Annotated in this window: 18 protein-coding genes and 1 pseudogene; 9 read left to right on the top strand and 10 right to left on the bottom strand. The window is 68.9% G+C overall.

The window, feature by feature from the left end; genetic code table 11:
- The first annotated feature begins 6 nt into the window (after positions 1-6).
- From OG876_RS36720 to OG876_RS36730, 3 genes are all read left to right on the top strand, one after another.
- On the top strand, positions 7-816 hold the full coding sequence (locus OG876_RS36720; protein ID WP_328521308.1) for an isocitrate lyase/PEP mutase family protein: 810 nt from the start codon (positions 7-9) through the stop codon (positions 814-816).
- 87 nt (positions 817-903) lie between these two features.
- Positions 904-1,458 (top strand): hypothetical protein, encoded by a 555-nt coding sequence (locus OG876_RS36725; protein ID WP_328521309.1) that lies wholly within the window; start codon positions 904-906, stop codon positions 1,456-1,458.
- A 109-nt stretch (positions 1,459-1,567) separates the two neighbouring features.
- A complete protein-coding gene (locus OG876_RS36730; protein WP_328521310.1) occupies positions 1,568-1,975 on the top strand; it encodes an SRPBCC family protein in 408 nt (135 codons plus the stop codon).
- Here OG876_RS36730 and OG876_RS36735 read toward each other — a convergent pair.
- Positions 1,965-3,404, bottom strand: a complete 1,440-nt coding sequence (locus OG876_RS36735; RefSeq protein ID WP_328521311.1) for an ATP-binding protein — start codon at positions 3,402-3,404, stop codon at positions 1,965-1,967. The genes OG876_RS36730 and OG876_RS36735 overlap by 11 nt on opposite strands.
- Positions 3,405-3,471: 67 nt before the next feature.
- Between OG876_RS36735 and OG876_RS36740 the strand changes: the two genes are divergently transcribed.
- Together OG876_RS36740 and def are read left to right on the top strand one after the other, a co-directional pair.
- Positions 3,472-4,284 carry an LLM class F420-dependent oxidoreductase gene (locus tag OG876_RS36740; RefSeq protein WP_328521312.1) on the top strand — a complete coding sequence of 271 codons (813 nt, stop codon included), beginning with the start codon at positions 3,472-3,474 and terminating at the stop codon, positions 4,282-4,284.
- A 59-nt stretch (positions 4,285-4,343) separates the two neighbouring features.
- The gene (gene def / locus OG876_RS36745) at positions 4,344-4,949 is read left to right on the top strand and encodes a peptide deformylase (protein ID WP_328521313.1); all 606 of its coding nucleotides are present in this window, start codon (positions 4,344-4,346) and stop codon (positions 4,947-4,949) included.
- Positions 4,950-4,953: 4 nt separating this feature from the next.
- Here def and OG876_RS36750 read toward each other — a convergent pair whose 3' ends face one another.
- Genes OG876_RS36750 through cobT form a run of 5 tightly spaced genes read right to left on the bottom strand, consistent with a single transcriptional unit; the run spans position 4,954 to position 9,119 of the window.
- Entirely contained in the window at positions 4,954-5,508 is a 555-nt protein-coding gene (locus OG876_RS36750) for a phosphotransferase-like protein (protein WP_328521314.1), read from the bottom strand.
- Positions 5,487-6,014 (bottom strand): GNAT family N-acetyltransferase, encoded by a 528-nt coding sequence (locus OG876_RS36755; RefSeq protein WP_328521315.1) that lies wholly within the window; start codon positions 6,012-6,014, stop codon positions 5,487-5,489. The genes OG876_RS36750 and OG876_RS36755 overlap by 22 nt, the downstream gene beginning before the upstream one ends.
- Before the next feature lie 8 nt (positions 6,015-6,022).
- Positions 6,023-6,832 (bottom strand): TrmH family RNA methyltransferase, encoded by an 810-nt coding sequence (locus OG876_RS36760; RefSeq protein WP_328521316.1) that lies wholly within the window; start codon positions 6,830-6,832, stop codon positions 6,023-6,025.
- Entirely contained in the window at positions 6,829-8,070 is a 1,242-nt protein-coding gene (gene cobA, locus OG876_RS36765) for a uroporphyrinogen-III C-methyltransferase (protein ID WP_328521317.1), read from the bottom strand. The genes OG876_RS36760 and cobA overlap by 4 nt, the downstream gene beginning before the upstream one ends.
- Positions 8,067-9,119: a nicotinate-nucleotide--dimethylbenzimidazole phosphoribosyltransferase gene (cobT, locus tag OG876_RS36770; RefSeq protein ID WP_328521318.1), complete on the bottom strand. Its 1,053-nt coding sequence runs from the start codon at positions 9,117-9,119 to the stop codon at positions 8,067-8,069. The genes cobA and cobT overlap by 4 nt, the downstream gene beginning before the upstream one ends.
- Before the next feature lie 146 nt (positions 9,120-9,265).
- Here cobT and OG876_RS36775 point away from each other — a divergent pair, with 146 nt between their 5' ends.
- A complete protein-coding gene (locus tag OG876_RS36775; protein WP_328521319.1) occupies positions 9,266-9,796 on the top strand; it encodes a YbhB/YbcL family Raf kinase inhibitor-like protein in 531 nt (176 codons plus the stop codon).
- 63 nt (positions 9,797-9,859) lie between these two features.
- Here OG876_RS36775 and OG876_RS36780 read toward each other — a convergent pair whose 3' ends face one another.
- Positions 9,860-10,645 carry a class I SAM-dependent methyltransferase gene (locus OG876_RS36780; RefSeq protein ID WP_328521320.1) on the bottom strand — a complete coding sequence of 262 codons (786 nt, stop codon included), beginning with the start codon at positions 10,643-10,645 and terminating at the stop codon, positions 9,860-9,862.
- 127 nt (positions 10,646-10,772) lie between these two features.
- Here OG876_RS36780 and OG876_RS36785 point away from each other — a divergent pair, with 127 nt between their 5' ends.
- Positions 10,773-11,678 carry a LysR family transcriptional regulator gene (locus OG876_RS36785; RefSeq protein ID WP_328521321.1) on the top strand — a complete coding sequence of 302 codons (906 nt, stop codon included), beginning with the start codon at positions 10,773-10,775 and terminating at the stop codon, positions 11,676-11,678.
- Between the two features lie 2 nt (positions 11,679-11,680).
- On the opposite strand, the gene OG876_RS36790 is transcribed toward OG876_RS36785, so the two are convergent.
- From OG876_RS36790 to OG876_RS36800, 3 genes are all read right to left on the bottom strand, one after another.
- Positions 11,681-12,271, bottom strand: coding sequence for a class I SAM-dependent methyltransferase (locus OG876_RS36790; protein WP_328521322.1), 591 nt, complete (start codon positions 12,269-12,271; stop codon positions 11,681-11,683).
- A gap of 113 nt (positions 12,272-12,384) precedes the next feature.
- A complete protein-coding gene (locus OG876_RS36795; RefSeq protein ID WP_328521323.1) occupies positions 12,385-13,815 on the bottom strand; it encodes a serine hydrolase domain-containing protein in 1,431 nt (476 codons plus the stop codon).
- Between the two features lie 84 nt (positions 13,816-13,899).
- Entirely contained in the window at positions 13,900-14,472 is a 573-nt protein-coding gene (locus OG876_RS36800) for a GNAT family N-acetyltransferase (RefSeq protein ID WP_328521324.1), read from the bottom strand.
- Between the two features lie 821 nt (positions 14,473-15,293).
- On the opposite strand from OG876_RS36800, the gene OG876_RS36805 reads away from it, so the two are divergent.
- Positions 15,294-15,431: a hypothetical protein gene (locus tag OG876_RS36805; protein WP_328521325.1), complete on the top strand. Its 138-nt coding sequence runs from the start codon at positions 15,294-15,296 to the stop codon at positions 15,429-15,431.
- 45 nt (positions 15,432-15,476) lie between these two features.
- A pseudogene (locus OG876_RS36810) lies at positions 15,477-16,714 on the top strand (IS256 family transposase).
- The last annotated feature ends 1,019 nt before the right edge of the window (positions 16,715-17,733 follow it).

A 17,733-nucleotide genomic window follows, 5' to 3' on the forward strand; every position in this document is an offset into this window, starting at 1 on the left:
GCGGTCATGACCTTCCGCGAGCTGCACACCGAGTTCTTCGTGATGCCGAACGCCTGGGACGCCGGCAGCGCCGTCCTCCTGGCCGGCGCGGGCTTCCCGGCGATCGCGACCACCAGCGCCGGGATCGCGTTCTCGCTCGCCAAGGGCGATCACACGCTGCCCGATGGCGCGCCGTCGGTGTCCCGCGAGGTCATGTTCGAGCGGATCCGCGAGATCGCGGCGGCGAGCGCCGTACCGGTGAACGGGGATCTCGAGGACGGGTACGGCGCCGAGCCTTCGCGGGTCGCCGAGACGATCGCGCTCGCCCGCGAGGCGGGGCTGGCCGGCGGGAACATCGAGGACTACGACGGACGCGAGCTGTACGACGCGGAGCTCGCCGTGGAGCGCATCGTCGCGGCCCGCGAGGCGGCCGGCGCGGACTTCGTGCTCACGGCCCGGACCGACGGACAGATGCTGCGTACGCCGACCTCCCTGACCGACTCGATCGAGCGCGCCAACCGCTTCCGCGCGGCTGGTGCCGACTGCCTCTACGTGCCCGGCGTGAACGACCTGGACACGATCCGCACCTTGGTGACGGAGATCGACGGCCCGCTCAACGTCGTCGTCGGCCTCGGTACGTCGACCCTGACCGTTGCCGACCTGCAGTCCGCGGGCGTCACCCGGATCAGCCTCGGCGGCAGCATCGCCCGCGCCGCCCTCGGCTTCATCCGCCGCAGCGCCGAGGAGCTGGCCACCAAGGGCACGATCACCTTCGCCGCCGACCAGATCCCGCAAGCCGAGCTCAACCAGCTCTTCGGAAGCCGACCAGCGCGCTGACTCCAGCAGTTGCCTGCCGACGTATCCCGGGAGCACTCTCGGTTCACGGGGTTGGGGGCAACGATGGTGATGGACAGACTGCGCCGGATGGCGATCGTTCACGGGATTGTCGGCTTCGCGACCTGCCTGTGTCTCATCGTGTTCTACCTCGGCGCCGACGCGTTCGGCTCCATCAACGACGTGGGCAACGCGGCGCTGGGGCTGCTCAGCGGCGGGCTCGCTTGGCGGTTCCAGGAGTCCGCCGCGAAGGTCCGGCCCGTCTTCGTCGGCATCGCGGCTCTCGGCGCCATGATCATCGTCGTCGGCTCGATCCTGATCCTGACCGACGCCACCGGATTCTTCCTCGCGGGGCTGGTGTCGGCGACCGGGTTCGCGCTGATCGGGGTCTGGCTGATCGCGGCCGGCCGGAGACTCGCCGACAGCCCGTGGCCGCAGCGCCTGCAACGAGCCGGCCTGGTCGCCGGAGCCGTGATGGTGCTCGGTTTCGTCAGCGTGCCCGGCATCATCATGGGTCTCGACGACCTGAATACCGCACCAGGCTGGACCTACGTCGGCGGCCTCAGCTGGGCGGGCACCTACCTGCTCTTCCCGGCCTGGAGCCTCCGCCTTGCCGGTACGACGTCGCCGCCCGGGGAGAACTGACCCGATTGCCAACGGAGCCGTTTACGCCGATCGGATTCTGGCCGGAAGGATTTCGTAAACGGGTCGCGGCACAGTGCTGGAGTCAGCCCGATTCCAGGAGGTCAAGCTCATGTTCACCCTCACCCAGACCATCGACGCAGCGCCCACCCAGGTCGCCCGCGCCTTCACCGAGCCCGAGCCGTTCGCCGCCTGGTTCCTCGCCGAAGGCTTCACCACTCCCGCCGACCGCGTCTCCATCGATGCCCGCCCCGGTGGACTCATCTCGGCCGTCTTCGTCGGCGACGGGGACGTCGAGGTGCCCTTCACCCTGCGCTTCGGCGAGGTCGACCTGCCGTGGAGCGTCGTACTCCACTTCGACGAGCCGACCGAGGAGATCACGGTCCAGCTGACGGATCTCGGCGACGACCGGACCCGGCTCGACTACCGGAGCGTGGGCCTGCCCGCCGAGCAGGAGACCACGATCAAGCCCGGCGTCGCGACGATGCTCGGGCACATGGCGTCGTACTTCAGCCGATGAGCCCTTTGTACACGCCGGGCATCGGTCCAGGTGCCGGTCCCGGCGAGTAGTCCGGCGCGTCGCCGTCGGCCGCGCCGAGCAGTCGCCGGGTCAGCGCATCGCGGGACGACAGCAGCTCGGCCACCGCGATCCGCAGCTCAGCGGGTCCCGCGGTCTCCCCCGACTCCGCGGCCAGCAGGACGGTCCGTCGTACCAGCTCCTTCATGAAGGACGCCGTCGTACCCTCCGTCTGCCCGACGACCTCCTCGATCACGTCGGCGTCCAGCTGCAGCCGCGGTCCGTAGAGACTCAGCAGCCGCGCGCGACCCTCGGCATCGGGCAGCGGCACCTCGACCGCGAGGTCGACCCGGCCCGGACGCTGCATCAGGGCAGGCTCGAGCAGGTCGGCACGGTTGGTCGTCAGCAGGAACGCGACATCCGCGTCCTCGGCCAGGCCGTCCATCTCGTTGAGGACCTGGAACAGCAGCGGGTTCCCCATCCCGTGCGAGTAGTCGCGCGCCTCGGCCACCAGGTCACAGTCCTCGAGTACGACGAGCGCCGGCTGCAGCATCCGCGCCAGCGAACACGCCTGCGAGATGAACCCGATACTCGTCCCCGCCAGCAGTACGACGGTGAACCCGGGCAACCTGGACAGCAAGTACCGCACGGTGTGGGTCTTGCCCGTCCCCGGTGGCCCGTAGAGCAGCACACCCCGGCGCAGGTGCTGGCCGGCCGACAGCAGCTTCTCCCGGTGCTCCGCGATGCCGACGACCTCACGCTCGACCCGCTCCAGCACGCCATCCGGCAGTACGACGTCCGCCCGCACGATCCCGGGACGCGGATGCAACCGGAACGGCCCGACCCCCTGACCGAACTCGTGCCCCTCGAACGACACCACCTTGCCGCGGAACACGTTGTGCTCGCGGATCAGGTCCGGCAGCGCACCGAGGAACCGATCCGCCGCCTCCTTCGCCACCGCGAGCACCTCGAGCTCGACGCTCATCCGCCCGTACTGCGGGTTCGCCGCGCGCAACAGTGCGACGTACCGGTCCTCGCCCTGAACGCCGAGGTAGAACCCGAACGCGACGCAGTCCATCTCCTCGTCGACGTCGATCTGCACCCGCTGGTAGTCGACCGCGCCGATCCCGAACCGGTCGTACTCCGCCAGCTCGAGCAGCTCGCCGAGCGAGTGGTGGCCGCGGTTCGACCCGGCCAGCCCGAGCACCTCGAACTCGTCGAACCACGCCTCGATCCCGCGCTGCACGTTCGGCAGGTCGTACGACGGGAAGCTCGACGACACCACCGGCACCTGCTCGGGGTCGACGCCGAGATGCGCGCGCAAGCGGTCCCGCAGGCTCTCCCGGCCCGTCCGCCCGCCGGCCTGCTGCATCCGCTCCAGGAACCGCGTGAACAGCCGCGCGAACTCGTCGATCTCGGTCTCGTCCGGCATCGCGCCGTACCCCCTTGTGCTGGACCTATCCGGAGGGTCCTCCGCAACGCCGGATAAGATCACCACCATGACAGATTCCAAGTCCACCGACCGTCCGTACGCCGCCTTCCCGGTACGGATCGGCCTGCAGATCCAGCCCCAGCACGCCCAGTACGCCGACATCCGGCGGACCGTTGCCGCGGCCGAGGAGATCGGCGTCGACGTGGTGTTCAACTGGGACCACTTCTATCCGCTGTCCGGTGAGCCCGAGGGCCTGCACTTCGAGTGCTGGACCATGCTGGCCGCCTGGGCCGAGGCGACCGAGCGGGTCGAGATCGGCGCCCTGGTCACCTGCAACTCCTACCGCAACCCCGACCTGCTGGCCGACATGGCCCGCACGGTCGACCACATCAGCGAGGGCCGGCTGATCTTCGGCATCGGCTCCGGCTGGTTCGAGAAGGACTACGACGAGTACGGCTACGAGTTCGGAACGGCGGGCGGCCGGCTGGACGCGCTCGGCGAGGCGCTGCCGCGGATCGAGCAGCGCTGGACCAAGCTCAACCCGAAGCCGACCCGGGACATCCCGGTGCTGATCGGCGGCGGTGGCGAGAAGAAGACGCTGAAGCTGGTCGCCCAGCACGCGCACATCTGGCACGGCTTCGGCGACGCCGAGACGATCGCGCACAAGCACGCCGTCCTCGACGAGCACTGCAAGACGATCGGCCGCGACCCCGGCGAGATCGAGCGCTCGACGGCCGTCGGCACCAAGACCCCCGAAGAGGTCGGCAAGTCCCTCCTCGACGTCGGCACCCGGCTGTTCACCGTGCACGCCTCCGGCCCGGACTACGACCTGGGCCTGCTGCGCGACTGGGTCGCGTGGCGCGACGACCTGAAGAAGTAGCACCGGCCTCAGGTGGCGGCCGGTCGGCCGCCACCTGACGGGGCGCTAGGATTTTCGCCATGTCTACGTTGCCTGAGAACGGTTCGGTGCTGCCCATCACCCGGTGGGGCGAGGACGTCATGCACCGGGTCAACCGGCCGGTGACCGAGTTCGGGGACGAGCTGCAGAAGCTGGTCGCCGACATGGTCGCGACGATGAACGCGGCCGAGGGCGTCGGCCTGGCCGCGAACCAGGTCGGCGTGGACCTGCAGCTGTTCGTGTTCGACTGCCCGGACAAGGACGGCAACCGGGTCCAGGGGATCGTCTGCAACCCGGTGATCGAGCTCCCCGAGGGCAAGGACCGCCGCCTGGACGAGGGCGACGAGGGCTGCCTGTCCCTGCCGGGCGCGTTCACCAAGTGCGCCCGCCCCGACTTCGCCCGGGTCACCGGAGTCGACCAGCACGGCGAACCTGTCAGCTTCGAGGGCGACGGCCTGCTCGCCCGCTGCCTCCAGCACGAGACCGACCACACCCAGGGCACCGTCTTCGGCGACCGCGTGTCCCGCAAGTACCGCAAGCGCCTCTTCGCCGAAGCCGAAGAACTCGCCCCCGCCTACCCCTCCGACTGGCCGGTCACCCCGATGATCGAGCACCAGGACGCCCACGAGGACAGCACCGCCACCTGACGGTCTACCAGCGGGCCTTCTCGAGGTCGGCGAGGATCGCGCCGGCGGTCTGCTCCGGGGTCTGGCCGGTCGTGTCCAGCCACAGACCCCGGCGCGGGATGTCCTCCAGACCGGCCTGCAGGGCCCGGACGCCGTCCTCCAGCGAGGGTCCCCAGTCGCGGTAGCTGTTGTTGCCGCCGCGACCGATCTCGCGCTCGACGATCGACTGCACCGACGGGATCAGGACGACGAGATACGTGTCCACGTCCCGCAGCCGGGCGAACCACTTCTCGACGTGCTCGCCCAGGATGATGTCGCTGCAGACGAAGTCGAATCCGGCGTCCGCATAGTGCTGCGCCACCACCGCGGTCGCGTCGTACCGCAGCTCCAGCTGCCGGACCGCCTCCGCCGACGGCTCCGGCGTCATCTGTTCGGCGCCGGCGACCACCCCGCGGTAGAACACATCGCCATCCAGCGTCGCCGCCGGCGGCCCGAGCCGCGCGGCCACCATCGGCGCCACCGTCGACTTCCCCGCCGCCTGCATCCCCGTGACAAGCACTACCTTCGGGCTGCGGTCCATGCCTCCGCCGTGAGTGAGTAGATGGTCGCGCCGAACTCGACGCCGTCCTCCTCCAGCACCGCCTCGTGGTCGAAGCTCATCCCGAGCCGGCGCATGACCGCGATGCTACGGACGTTCGGCGTATCGGTCACCGCAATAATGCGCGGCAGCCCCAGCGCGGTGAAGCCGTGCTCCATCCACGAGGCCGCGGCCTCGGTCGCGTAACCGTGTCCCCAGTACTCGCGGGCGAGCCGCCAGCCGATCTCGAGATCGTCGGGGTACCACTGCTCACGGGTGAGGCCGGCCGCGCCGAGGAACGCTCCATCGGTACGTCGCTCGACCGCAAGGAACCCGAACCCGTCGGCGGCGTACCGCTCGTTGACCGCGACCGCGATCCGGTCACACTCGTCCCGGCTCAGCGGCTCCCCCAGGTACTCGGTCACCGCCGGGTCCGCGTTCAGCGCGGCCCACGGCTCCAGGTCCTCTTCGCGAAACGGGCGCAGCACCAGGCGTTCCGTCGTACGCATGACTCCCCCTACGGTCGCGTGGCGTAGAACGCGACTGCTGCCGAGGATGCCACATTGAGGGAGTCGACGCCGCCGGCCATCGGGATGCGTACGGTCAGGTCTGCCTTGTCGAGCACGTGCGGCTTGAGGCCGTGCCCTTCGGTGCCGAAGATCAGCGCGAGCCGTTCGTCGTGCCGCGCGACGAGGTCGTCGAGTGTGATCGAGTCGTCGGTGAGCGCGAACGCGGCGGCGACGTACCCGCTGTCCTGGAGCAGCTCGAGATCGCCGGGCCAGGTGTCGAGCCGGGTCCACGGGACCTGGAAGACCGTGCCCATCGAGACCTTGATCGAGCGCCGGTACAGCGGGTCCGCACAGGTCGGGGTGACGAGGACGAGCTCGACGCCCATCGCCGCGGCGGCCCGGAAGCCGGCGCCGACGTTGGTGTGATCCACGATGTCGTCGAAGATCGCGATCCGCCGGGGTGCGTCCTGGAGGAGTTCGGTCACCGACCGGGCGGCGCGACGCCGGTACGACGCGAGCGCGCCGCGGTGCACGTGGAAGCCGGTGACCTGCTCGGCCAGCTCCTCGGAGACGACGTACACCGGCTTGTCCGGCCATTTCGCCAGCACATCGTGCAGGGAGTCCAGCCACCGTGGCGCGAGCAGGAACGAGCGCGGCTCGTATCCGGCGTCCGCGGCGCGACGGATCACTTTGTCGCCCTCGGCAATGAACAGGCCGTGCTCCTCCTCGAGCAAGCGCCGCAGGTTCACCTCCCGCAGCTGCCCATAGTCCGCCAGGCGCGGATCCGCCGGATCATCCAGCGGCACCAGCGAACTCACGCCCGCCTCGGCCCGTCGTCGCCCTGTCCACCGCGCGCCTGCGCGGCCACCTCCACGACGTTGCCGATGACAACGATCGCGGGTGCGCCGACGCCGGCCCCGGCCATCGCGGCGGCGATCCCGGCCAGGTCGGACGTCACCATCCGCTGCCCCGGAAGGGTGCCGTCGGCAATCGCCGCGGCGGGCGTCGTCTTCGGCCTGCCGGCGGCGATCAGCCGCTCGGTGATCGCCGGCAGATTCTCGACCGCCATCAGCAGGACGAGCGTCCCGCGCAACTGGGCGAGCGCGTCCCAGTTGATCAGCGAATCCGGATGCGACGGCGGAATGTGCCCCGAGACCACGGTGAACTCATGCGTCACGCCGCGATGCGTGACCGGGATCCCGGACACCGCGGGCACCGAGATCGAGCTCGTGATCCCCGGCACCACCGACCACGGCACCCCGGCCTCGGCGCAGGCGAGCGCCTCCTCGAAGCCGCGGCCGAACACGTACGGATCGCCGCCCTTCAGCCGGACGACGACCTTCCCCTGGCGACCGCGATCGACCAGGATCCGGTTGATCTCCTCCTGCTGAGCCGCCCGTCCACGCGGAAGCTTCGCTGCGTCGAACAGCTCGACATCGGGGTGCAGCTCATCCAGCAACTGCTGCGGCGCGAGCCGATCCGCCACGACCACGTCGGCCTCGGCCAGCAACCGCCGGCCGCGGACGGTGATCAGATCCGGATCGCCTGGGCCCCCACCGACGAGGTACACCCCCGGTTTCTTGTCCTGGGTGCGCGCTCCGAGCTGCCCCGTCCGCAGGCCTTCGAGGATCGCGTCGCGGACCTCGGCCGAGCGCCGGTGATCGCCGCCACCGAGTACGCCGATGGTCACCTGGTCGTGCTGCCCGGACGCGGGGGTCCACGCGGTCGCGCGGGACCGGTCGTCGGAGCGGACACAGAAGATTCGCCGTTCCTCGGCCTCCGCCGAGACCCGGTCGTTCACCGCGGCGTCGTCCGTCGCCACCACGACGTACCAGGCGCCGTCGAGGTCGCCGTCCGCGTAGCCCCGCTCGATCCACGTCAGCGACGGGTTGCTCAGCAGGCCCTCGATCGTCGGCGTGATCGACGGCGAGATGAGGTCGATGCTCGCGCCCGATTCCAGCAGGCGTGGGAGTCGCCGCTGGGCGACGCCGCCACCTCCGACGACGACAACGCGCCGCCCCTCGAGGACCAGACCAGACAGGTATTGGCTCGTCACGAGTCGATTCCCGCGGACTCGAACGTCGCCATCTCGCCCAGCGCTCGTACCGCACAGGTCAGGATCGGGTACGCAAGCACCGCGCCGGTCCCCTCACCAAGCCGAAGGTCGAGGTCGACCAACGGCTGCAGGCCGAGCGTCTTCAGCGCGACCGCGTGTCCCGGCTCGGCGGACCGGTGCCCGGCGACGCAGTAATCGATCACCGCGGGGTGGAACGCCTGCGCGACGAGCGCGGCGGCTCCCGCGATCACGCCGTCCAGGATCACCGGCACCTTGTTGGCCGCGCCGCCGAGGATGTACCCGGCCAGGGCCGCATGCTCGAGGCCGCCGTACGCCTGGAGTGCCTTGAGCGGGTCGGTCGCCGGTACGTCGTGGAGCTGCAGAGCGGACCGCACGATCGCGGTCTTGTGGGCCAGGGTGGCGTCGTCGATGCCCGTGCCGCGGCCGGTGACCACGTCGGCCGTCGAGCCGGTGAAGGTGGCGATCAGGGCGGCGCTCGCGGTGGTGTTCGCGATCCCCATGTCGCCGGTGAGCAGACACCGGTAGCCGTCCTTGACCAGTGTGTCCGCCAGGTCGAAGCCGACCGCGATCGCGGCCCGGGTCTCGTCCTCGGTCAGGGCGTCGGTCGTGGACAGGTCGCGGGTGCCGGCGCGCACCTTCGCGTGGATGATGTCCAGCTCGTCGACAGGCGTCGCCACGCCGACGTCGACCACACGGACGTCGACCCGGTTGTTCGCCGCGAACGCGTTCACCGCGGCGCCGCCGGCGGCGAAGTTCGCCAGCATCGCGGCGGTCACCTCCTGCGGCCAGGGCGACACACCCTGCGCGTGGACGCCGTGGTCCGCGGCGAACACGGTCACCACGGCCGGCGCCGGCACCGCAGGCGGGCAGCTACCGGTCATTCCGGCGACACGGACCGACAGCTCCTCGAGCACGCCGAGGGAACCGGCCGGTTTCGTCAAGGTGAGGTGGCGCGCGGCCGCAGCCCGCATCGCCACCTCATCCGCCGGCCCGATCCGGCCCAGGTACTCCTCCACCACGTCCTCCATCCGTAACCCGCGACCACACCCACGGACACCGTGGGGTGTCCCGCCCCGATCTTCGCATCCCCGTACCCGTGCCCCGGGACGGACCAGCGTGACGTGGACAGTAATGTCGGAATCACCACACGTCTCGAGATCCCGGAGGATCACAGATGTCGCTCGATCGTCCCGTCGCCCCGGACCCGTACGAACTGCTCCCGAAGGCCGGCACCTTCACGGTCACCAGCACCGACATCGCCGACCGCGAGCCCCTGTCCGACGACCACGCCTTCGCCGGCGGCAACTCCTCGCCGCAGCTGAGCTGGTCCGGCTTCCCCGCGGAGACCAAGGCCTTCGTCGTCACCTGCTTCGACCCCGACGCCCCGGTCCCGTCCGGCTTCTGGCACTGGGTCCTGGTCAACCTCCCCGCCACCGTGACCGAACTCCCCACCAATGCCGGCGCGACCGACCGCCTCGACAACGGCGCCTTCCACGTCCGCAACGACTTCAGCACCAAGAACTTCGGCGGCGCCGCCCCACCTCCCGGTGACCAGGTCCACCGCTACTACTTCGTCGTCCACGCCATCGACGTAGAAGCCCTGGACGTAGACGCCGACGCGTCCCCCGCCGTGGTGAGCTTCAACCTCGCCTTCCACACCCTCGCCCGAGCCATCCTCACCGCCACCTACCAGATTCCGGCCTGACTGAATGCGGACTCGCCTCGGCGTGTGAGCCGAGGTGACTCCGCTCAACAGGTACCCCGGGTACTACGAGCGGCGTGCGGTGACGATCCAAGCGCGAGAGTCGAACCACACGCCGTCTGCGGTTTGACGGCTGGCGAGGCTGGCGCGCAATCGCTCGAGTGCCTGCTCGGCACGGGCCGGGCCTAGCTCGGCGAGCAGGTCCCTTGTCAGCCAAAGGCCGCGTACGGCGTCGCACGCGGCTTCCGCGTCAGGGCCGTAGTACACGGGTTCACGGACGTCGATGACCTGTACGTCGGTGAACCCAGTGCCGGTCAGGAGACGCTCCGCGGCCGCGGGGTCAGCGAGCGAGAACGGTTCACCTCCGGCATCCGGCGCCGCCCCTCCGATGGCGAGCGTACGACGGACCACGGCATCCCACTCCTGGTGCCTTTTGTCCTGCCAGACCAATTGCACCAGCCGAGCCCCCGGACGCAACGCGCGGGCGATGTTGGTGAACGCGGCCTCCGGGTCGCTGAAGAACATCGTGCCGAAACGACTGATGCCGAGGGAGAAGTGCTCCGCCGGAAAGGGATGTGTCTGAGCATCAGCCCGCTCGAAGCTGACATTCTGCAGACCCTCCTGCTCGCTGAGTCGGCGCGCAGCCGCCAACCTCTCGGCGGAGACGTCGACGCCGAGCGCGCTCCCGGAGACCGCGCTCTTGGCGGCCGCGCGGGTGGTGAGCCCGCTACCGCATCCGATGTCGAGCACGTGGTCATCGGGTCTGACACCCATCGCCGCCAGGAGTCGCGGGTGATACCGGCTCAGCTCGGCGTCATAGTCGAACTGCCCGCGCTGCGCTTCGGCCGTCATGGTCGCGTCCCCTTCGTCGATCCCCAGCTCACGGCAACGACGCTAAGCCCCACTCAGCATCGTGAAAAGCGATAGTCCTCGATCGACCCCATCGCGAACCACGATCATCCGGCGTACGCTCGCATCCATGTCCGACGTTGAACTCCGGCATGTCGCCACCCTGGCCGCCGTCGCCGACGAGGGCTCGTTCGGTCGGGCGGCCACCCGGCTCGGCTACACCCAGTCGACGGTGAGCCAGCACATCGCCGCGCTGGAGAAGGCCGTCGGCGGCGCGGTGTTCGACCGCCCCGGCGGCCCGAAGCCGGTGCGGATCACCCCGCTCGGCACGGTCGTGCTGTCCCACGGTCGCGACCTGCTGGCCAGGAGCCAGGCCATGACCGCCGCGCTCGACCGGTTCAAAGCCGGCGAGGGACGCATCGACATCGGCACCTTCCAAAGCGTCTCCAACGTGCTCCTCCCCCACGTCGTCCGCCAACTGCGCGAGGAACACCCCGGCTGCGACATCCGCCTGTTCGAGGACGAGTCCGATCCGCCACCGGTCGACAAGGTGGACCTGATGTTCTTCGACGGCCGCGTCGCCGGCGACATCGAACACCTCAAACTGCTCGACGACCCGTACGTCCTGGTCGCCCCACGCGGCGCCTTCCCGGAAGGCCCGGTCCAGCTCACCAGCCTCCACCGCGCCCCCATGGTGGCCTGGCCACCCACCTGCGACCAGCCCCGCGTGGAGCAGTTGTTCGCCACCAACGACGTACATCCCCACATCGTGTTCCGGGCCGCAGGCAACGAAGCCGTCCTGGCCATGGTCCGATCCGGCCTCGGCTCCGCCGTACTCCCCCGCCTGGTCCTGACCACCCCCGACCCGGCCCTGTCCATCCACGACCTACTCCCCGCCCCACCCCGCCGCGAGATCTACCTCCTCTGGCCCTCCGGCCGCACCCAATCCCCCCTCACCAAACGAACCATCGCAATCGCCACGGAAGTCGCATCCCACTTCCAAGCCCAACTCACCCCAGCAACTGCCAATGCTTGACGTCACGTCCGGTTGATTGTTGCCAGCCAGGCTGGGGCGCCGTTGTTGTGGTAGCGCGTTTCGAGTTTGGTGTTTTCGAGTGTCGCAATGTGCCATCCGGTGTTGGGGTTGAAGGCTGTTGTCAGGTCTTCGCGGGTGATGGGGTGGGGGCCGGTGTCGGGGCCTTCGTTGCTGAAGCAGAGGACGTAGAGGGTTCCGTCGGGTTCGGTGACCGCGGCCAGGCTGGCGACGTACGGCGGGCGCTCGTCGGCGTCGAAGGAATGGAACAGGCCGCAGTCCAGAACTGTGTCGAACGTGCGCCCCAAGCGATCCAGGTGGAGGGCGTCGGCTGTGGTGAAGTCGGCCTTGATGCCGCGGTCGACGGCCTTCTGGCGGGCCAAGGCCAAGGCTGTTTCGGCAACGTCTACGCCTAGGACCGACGCACCCAGAGAGGCGATGTGCAGGGCGTTCTCGCCACTGCCGCAGCCTGCATCGAGGACCGAACCGGTGAAGGCACCTTCGGCGGCCAACCGCATGACCGCCGGCTGAGCGCCGCCGAAGTCCCACGGGGCAGGACCATCGTGGTACGACGCGTCCCAAGGCTCGCCTGTCATCCGTTCATGACTCGTCGGCTGCCGCCCGCCGAACGGATCGCCGGTTCCTGATGGCTCGGACAACGTGGTCCCCTTCCTTTCCCAGGCAGGCTAGTGACCGTAGCCAACATCACCTACGCGACGTCAGGCCGTGTCATCAGCGGAGATCGCAAATGCAACGCCAGACTGGGGCTGGTCAGGGGCACAATGTTCCACGTCGCCACCGCTGTCCCCGCGTCGGCGTCGACCACCAGCCGGACCCGGTGCGGGGTGGTGATGACGTAAAGCTCTGCGACGTACGTCCCGCCCTGCCAGGCGCCGGCCGCGACGACAGGTCGGCCGAGCGGCGAGCTTTCCCGCCACTCGCCGTGGCCGACCTCGACCTTCAGGGATGAACCCAAGCGCAGGAGCCATCCACCGTCCACGGGATCGACGATCACCGTGCTTCCGTCGGGCAGAGCCGAATTCTCGGCGGTGGCGTCGAGTCTCGCCTTGACCGACAGGCCCGACTCGGCCGAACCCAGCACCGGTGCGAACGACAGTCGCCGCAGCCGATCGGCGAGGATCTCGTCCTCCCGGGCGCTTCCCGCCTGATCCGTGCCCGGCAGGAGACACTCCCAGATCGCGTCGAGAATTGCCTGTGCCTGCGTATTGGCACCGGTCAGCGCGACCACGAGATCGTACGACGGGACGACGACGCATAGCTGGCCGAAGGAGCCGTCACCGTGGTAACCGTGACGCGACATCCAGAACTGGTAGCCATAACCGCACAGGTAGTCGGCATCCCCCGATCCGTCCTCGAATGGCAGGGTATCGATGTGCCGTCTGGTCGCGAGCTCCACCCATTCGCGCGGGACGAGCCTCCGGTCGCCCCGAAGGCCCTTGCGCAGCAGCAGTTCACCGAAGGCGGCGACGGCCTCGGTCGTGAGGTGCAGTCCGTGGAATCCGAAAGCAGCGCCGCTCGCCACCCGGTCCCATTCGGCGTGGTCGACGCCCATCGGCTTGAAGAGGCGCTCGTCGAGCAGCTCCGGCAGGCCGCGGCCGGTGACCCTTTCCACCATCCGGGCCAGGAGGAAGGTCGTCGGATTGTCGTAGGCGTGCCGTGTTCCCTCGGCCTCGGGAAACGGTACGCGCAGGAAGCCCTTCACCAGGTCGCCCGGTTCCAGTTGCCAGGCCTCGGTCAGGCTGTCCGTGCGATGTCCGGTCGTCATGGACAGCAGGTGGTGAACGGTGAGGCGGCGTCCCTGCTCCGAGATGTCGGCCGGCACGTGGTCGGGCAACACGTCGACCACCCGATCGTCCAGCGAGAGCAGCCCGTCGGCGATCGCTAGCCCCACCGCGATCGAGGTGAACGACTTCGTCAGCGAGTAGAGAAGGTGCGGGCGCTCGGCCGAGTACGGCGCCCACCAGCCTTCGGCGACCACGTGACCATGGCGTACGACCATGACGGAGTGACACTCGACGGATTGTGCTTCGAGCCGGTCCAGCAGCGCGGTGATCGAACGGGCCGACATCCCCGATGCGGCCGGTGTCGACCGCGGCAGTACGACGCGCTGAGAAGGCATCCAGCACCCTAACAAGACCACCGAATCGAGCTAGGCCGCTTGAGGACATCTAACGCCCACCGGCACAGCCAGGTAGCGAAGGACTCAATGGCCAGCTGAGGATCTTGACTGCTCGGATCCAGCCTCGAGCTCGTCCTTGAGGAGGGAACCGATCCAGGCGTCGACGCGCTCACCACGATGGACCAATCGTCGGCGTAGCTGCCCCTCCATCAGGAAGCCGACCTTCTGCGCAACACGCCGCGAGGCCTCATTGCCCACCTCAGCACGCCACTCGATGAGCTCCAACTGCCGCTCCGCGAACGCCCACCTGCACACGGCCCGCACAGCCGACGGCGCGACACCACGCCCCCGAGCACCCGGCGCAACCCAGTAACCGACCTCCGCCGAGGCATTCGCGTTCATCCCCAGCCCAACCCGCCCCAGCCGCTCCCCCGTCTCCGCATCCTCGGCCAGAAACTCCGCCCGCTCCCCGCTGGCAACCTTCTCGATAGCCAAGCACTCAACGAAGAACCGCGCATGCTCCATGAGGTACGGCGAAGGCAACTGCACGAACTGCTGCAACGCCGGGTCCTGAGAAACCTCGAACACCCACCCAACATCCGCCACAGTGAACGCCCGCAAGCTAAGCCACCCAGCCCTGATACTCCCGTTGTCCACAACCCAACATTCTCACCCCACCAGCACACCAACCCGCCGACAATCCCCGCCCCACGCGCACGGTATGGAAAGCACCGCGGCGAGGGCCTGGCCGACTCCTCTCGGAGCTTGGGACACGTTCTGGGGGCAGGGGACAGGAAATAGCGCTCTTCTGTCGTTTCCGTGGGTGAGCGGTCCTTGCGGTTTCGAGGCCGGTCTGCGTTGACCGTTGCTCGTGTGGACCTGAGGCACTGACCAACCCCACCGCCACGTCATCACCGGCAGAGGTCTGAGCGTGACCAGCCAGGGCGGTGTCTGCTTGGTGAGTGGCACAGATCCGGCCCGCGGATCCGGACCGCCCCCGTGTCGCGGTCAAGTCCGTCCCATCCACTGCACCACCCGCGCCGTCCTCGCTCGGCCAGATCGGAGCTGTGAACGACGGCGACGACTTTGTGCACCAGATCCGTACGCCGAGGCTCTCGCCGTACGGATCTCGTGCACAAAGTGACCGATCCCGACCACGCGTGGCAGCCGGACTGCCGGGCAGCCCGACCTGCCGTGCGGCCGGGCTGCCGTCCGGACGGGCTGCCGTGCGGCCGGGCGGGGTGGTGTCGGCCGGGATGGAAGCGGGCCGGAGGCGCACTTGCAGGAACGACAGGACAGCCGAAAGAGCGTGTACCTGCCAACGAGTTCCTGTCCCAAGCCGCAGCACCTTGCAGTGCCCTGCCCCACCACCAGTGCTCCCGAGGCCAACCTCGGCCTGGGTGGCTCGCGCAGGTCAGCCCCGCCCTGTCGTCCTGCTGCTGCGTTGGTGTTGCGTGCGGGGGGACGAGGCGGATCTCATGACCCCAACCACCAACCGCAGATCAACTAACAACGCGCTGCACCAGCGGTTCGTCTGTTCAGTTGAGTCCAGCAGAGTGGTGTACGACGAGTTCCTGGTGACGCGTGGCGGAGACGTGAACGCGGTCATCGGGTGATCCTTCGAGTGATCTCTCACAACCGACTCGAAGAAGGAAACCGCGATGACCGCTGGCTCCAGTATCGACCCTGCCGAGTTCCTGCACGAACATCTCGAGCAGGCCAGCCCGGACCTGCTGCGCGAGTTGATGGAAGGCTTCATCAACAAGCTGCTGTCCGCCGATGCCGACAGCGTGTGTGGTGCCGCGTTCGGGACACGTGACCCGGACCGAGTGAACTCCCGCAACGGGTATCGCCACCGCGAGCTCGACACCCGGGTCGGGACACTGGATGTCGCGGTGCCGAAGCTGCGGGAGGGCAGCTACTTCCCGGACTGGTTGTGGAGCGGCGCCGCCGCGCCGAGGCAGCACTGACCAGTGTGGTGGCGACGTGTTACCTGCTCGGGGTGTCGACCAGGCGGATGGACCGGCTGGTGCAGTCACTGGGCATCACCGGCCTGTCCAGGTCGCAGGTCAGCGTGATGGCTCGGGACTTGGACGAACTGGTCCGCGACTTCCGCGAACGACCCTTGGCCGAGGGTCCGTACACGTTCCTGGCGGCTGATGCGTTGACGATGAAGGTCCGCGAGGGCGGTCGGGTGATCAAGATCGCGGTGATGGTCGCGACCGGTGTCAACGCCGACGGGTTCCGTGAGATCCTCGGCGTCGCCACCTCCACGGCCGAGTCCGGTGCCGGCTGGAACTCGTTCTTCAAGGACCTGGTCGCCCGCGGCCTGAACGGTGTCGCGTTGGTGACTTCGGATGCGCACGCCGGGCTGGTCGACGCGATCGGCGCGAACCTGCCCGGAGCGTCCTGGCAGCGGTGCCGCACCCACTACACCGCGAACCTGATGGCGACCTGCCCCAAGCATGCCTGGGGTGGGGTGAAGGCGATGCTGCACTCGGTGTTCGACCAGATCGACACCGCGGCCGTGCACGCGCAGTACGACAAACTCCTGGACCAGCTCCAGACCAGCCTGCCCGACGTGCATGCCCATCTCGACGACGCCCGCGACGACGTGCTCGCGTTCACCGCGTTCCCGCGCGACGTCTGGCGCCAAATCTGGTCCAACAACCCCAACGAACGCCTGAACCGCGAGATCCGGCGCCGCACCGACGTCGTCGGCATCTTCCCCGACCGACCCTCGATCATCCGCCTCGTCGGCGCTGTCCTGGCCGAACAACACGACGAATGGGCCGACGGCCGCCGCTACCTCGGCCTCGAAGTACTCCACCGCAGCCGACTCACCCTCATCACCAATACCGAGGAGAACACCCCAACCACCGGCGCCATCAGCGCCTAACCAACAACGACGAAGGACCAACCGTCGTACACCACTCGCTGGGACTTGACCCGTCTGTTCACAGTTCGTCCGCCGACCGCCTGGTCCGGGTCCCGGTTGGCGGCTGCCGCCGGAGGCCGCCAAGAAATCAGCCGCCGCCGAAGGCGGTGCCCGTTGCGCCTCACCCACACCTGGTGACCTGGTCACGCTTCGTCCGCGCCGTAAGCCGACCGGTGTCCTTTGCGCCTCATCCACTCCTCGTGACGTGGTCACGGTTCATCCGCGTGGCAAGCCGACGCGTGTCGATGGTTCGCGCGCCGCCAGAGGCGGCCGGAAGAACTGTCGCCGGCGAAGGCGGTGTCCTTTACGCCTCACCCTCTCCCGGTGACCTGGCCACAGTTCATCCGCGTGGAAAGCCGACCCGTGTCCACAGTTCGCGTGCCGCCAGAGGCGGCCGGAAGAACTGTCGCCGCCGAAGGCGGTGTCCTTTGCCCCTCAACCACGCCTGGTGACCTGGTCACGGTTCATCCGCGTGGAAAGCCGACCCGTGTCCACAGTTCGCGCGCCGCCGGAGGCGGCCGGAAGAACTGTCGCCGCCGAAGGCGGTGTCCTTTGCCCCTCAACCACGCCTGGTGACCTGGTCACGGTTCATCCGCGTGGTAAGCCGACCCGTGTCCACAGTTCGCGCGCCGCCGGAGGCGGCCGGAAGAGCTGCCGCCGCCGAAGGCGGTGTCCTTGCGGTTCGCGCAGCCCGGTGAACAACTCACGGAATACGCCGACTCGTGTCCACGGTCCCCGCCGGAGGCGGTCGGAAGGACTGCCGCCGCGGAGCGGTGTCCGATTTCGTGTTCGGCTGTTGTTGGTGGCGGGCCGGCGGGGAGCCTGGTGGACTCCCCGCCGGAGCTTTCCAAACGTTCTCGGTGGTCGGGGCCGTTGGAGTCGTTGGGTTCCGCTGACAGTTCATGTGCTGACAGTTCGTCCGCCGACCGGCCCGGTCCGGGTCCCGGTCCGCGGCGGCCGATGGAACAGCCGCCGCGGAG

Source organism: Kribbella sp. NBC_00359 (genome assembly GCF_036097425.1).
Lineage (GTDB): Bacteria > Actinomycetota > Actinomycetes > Propionibacteriales > Kribbellaceae > Kribbella.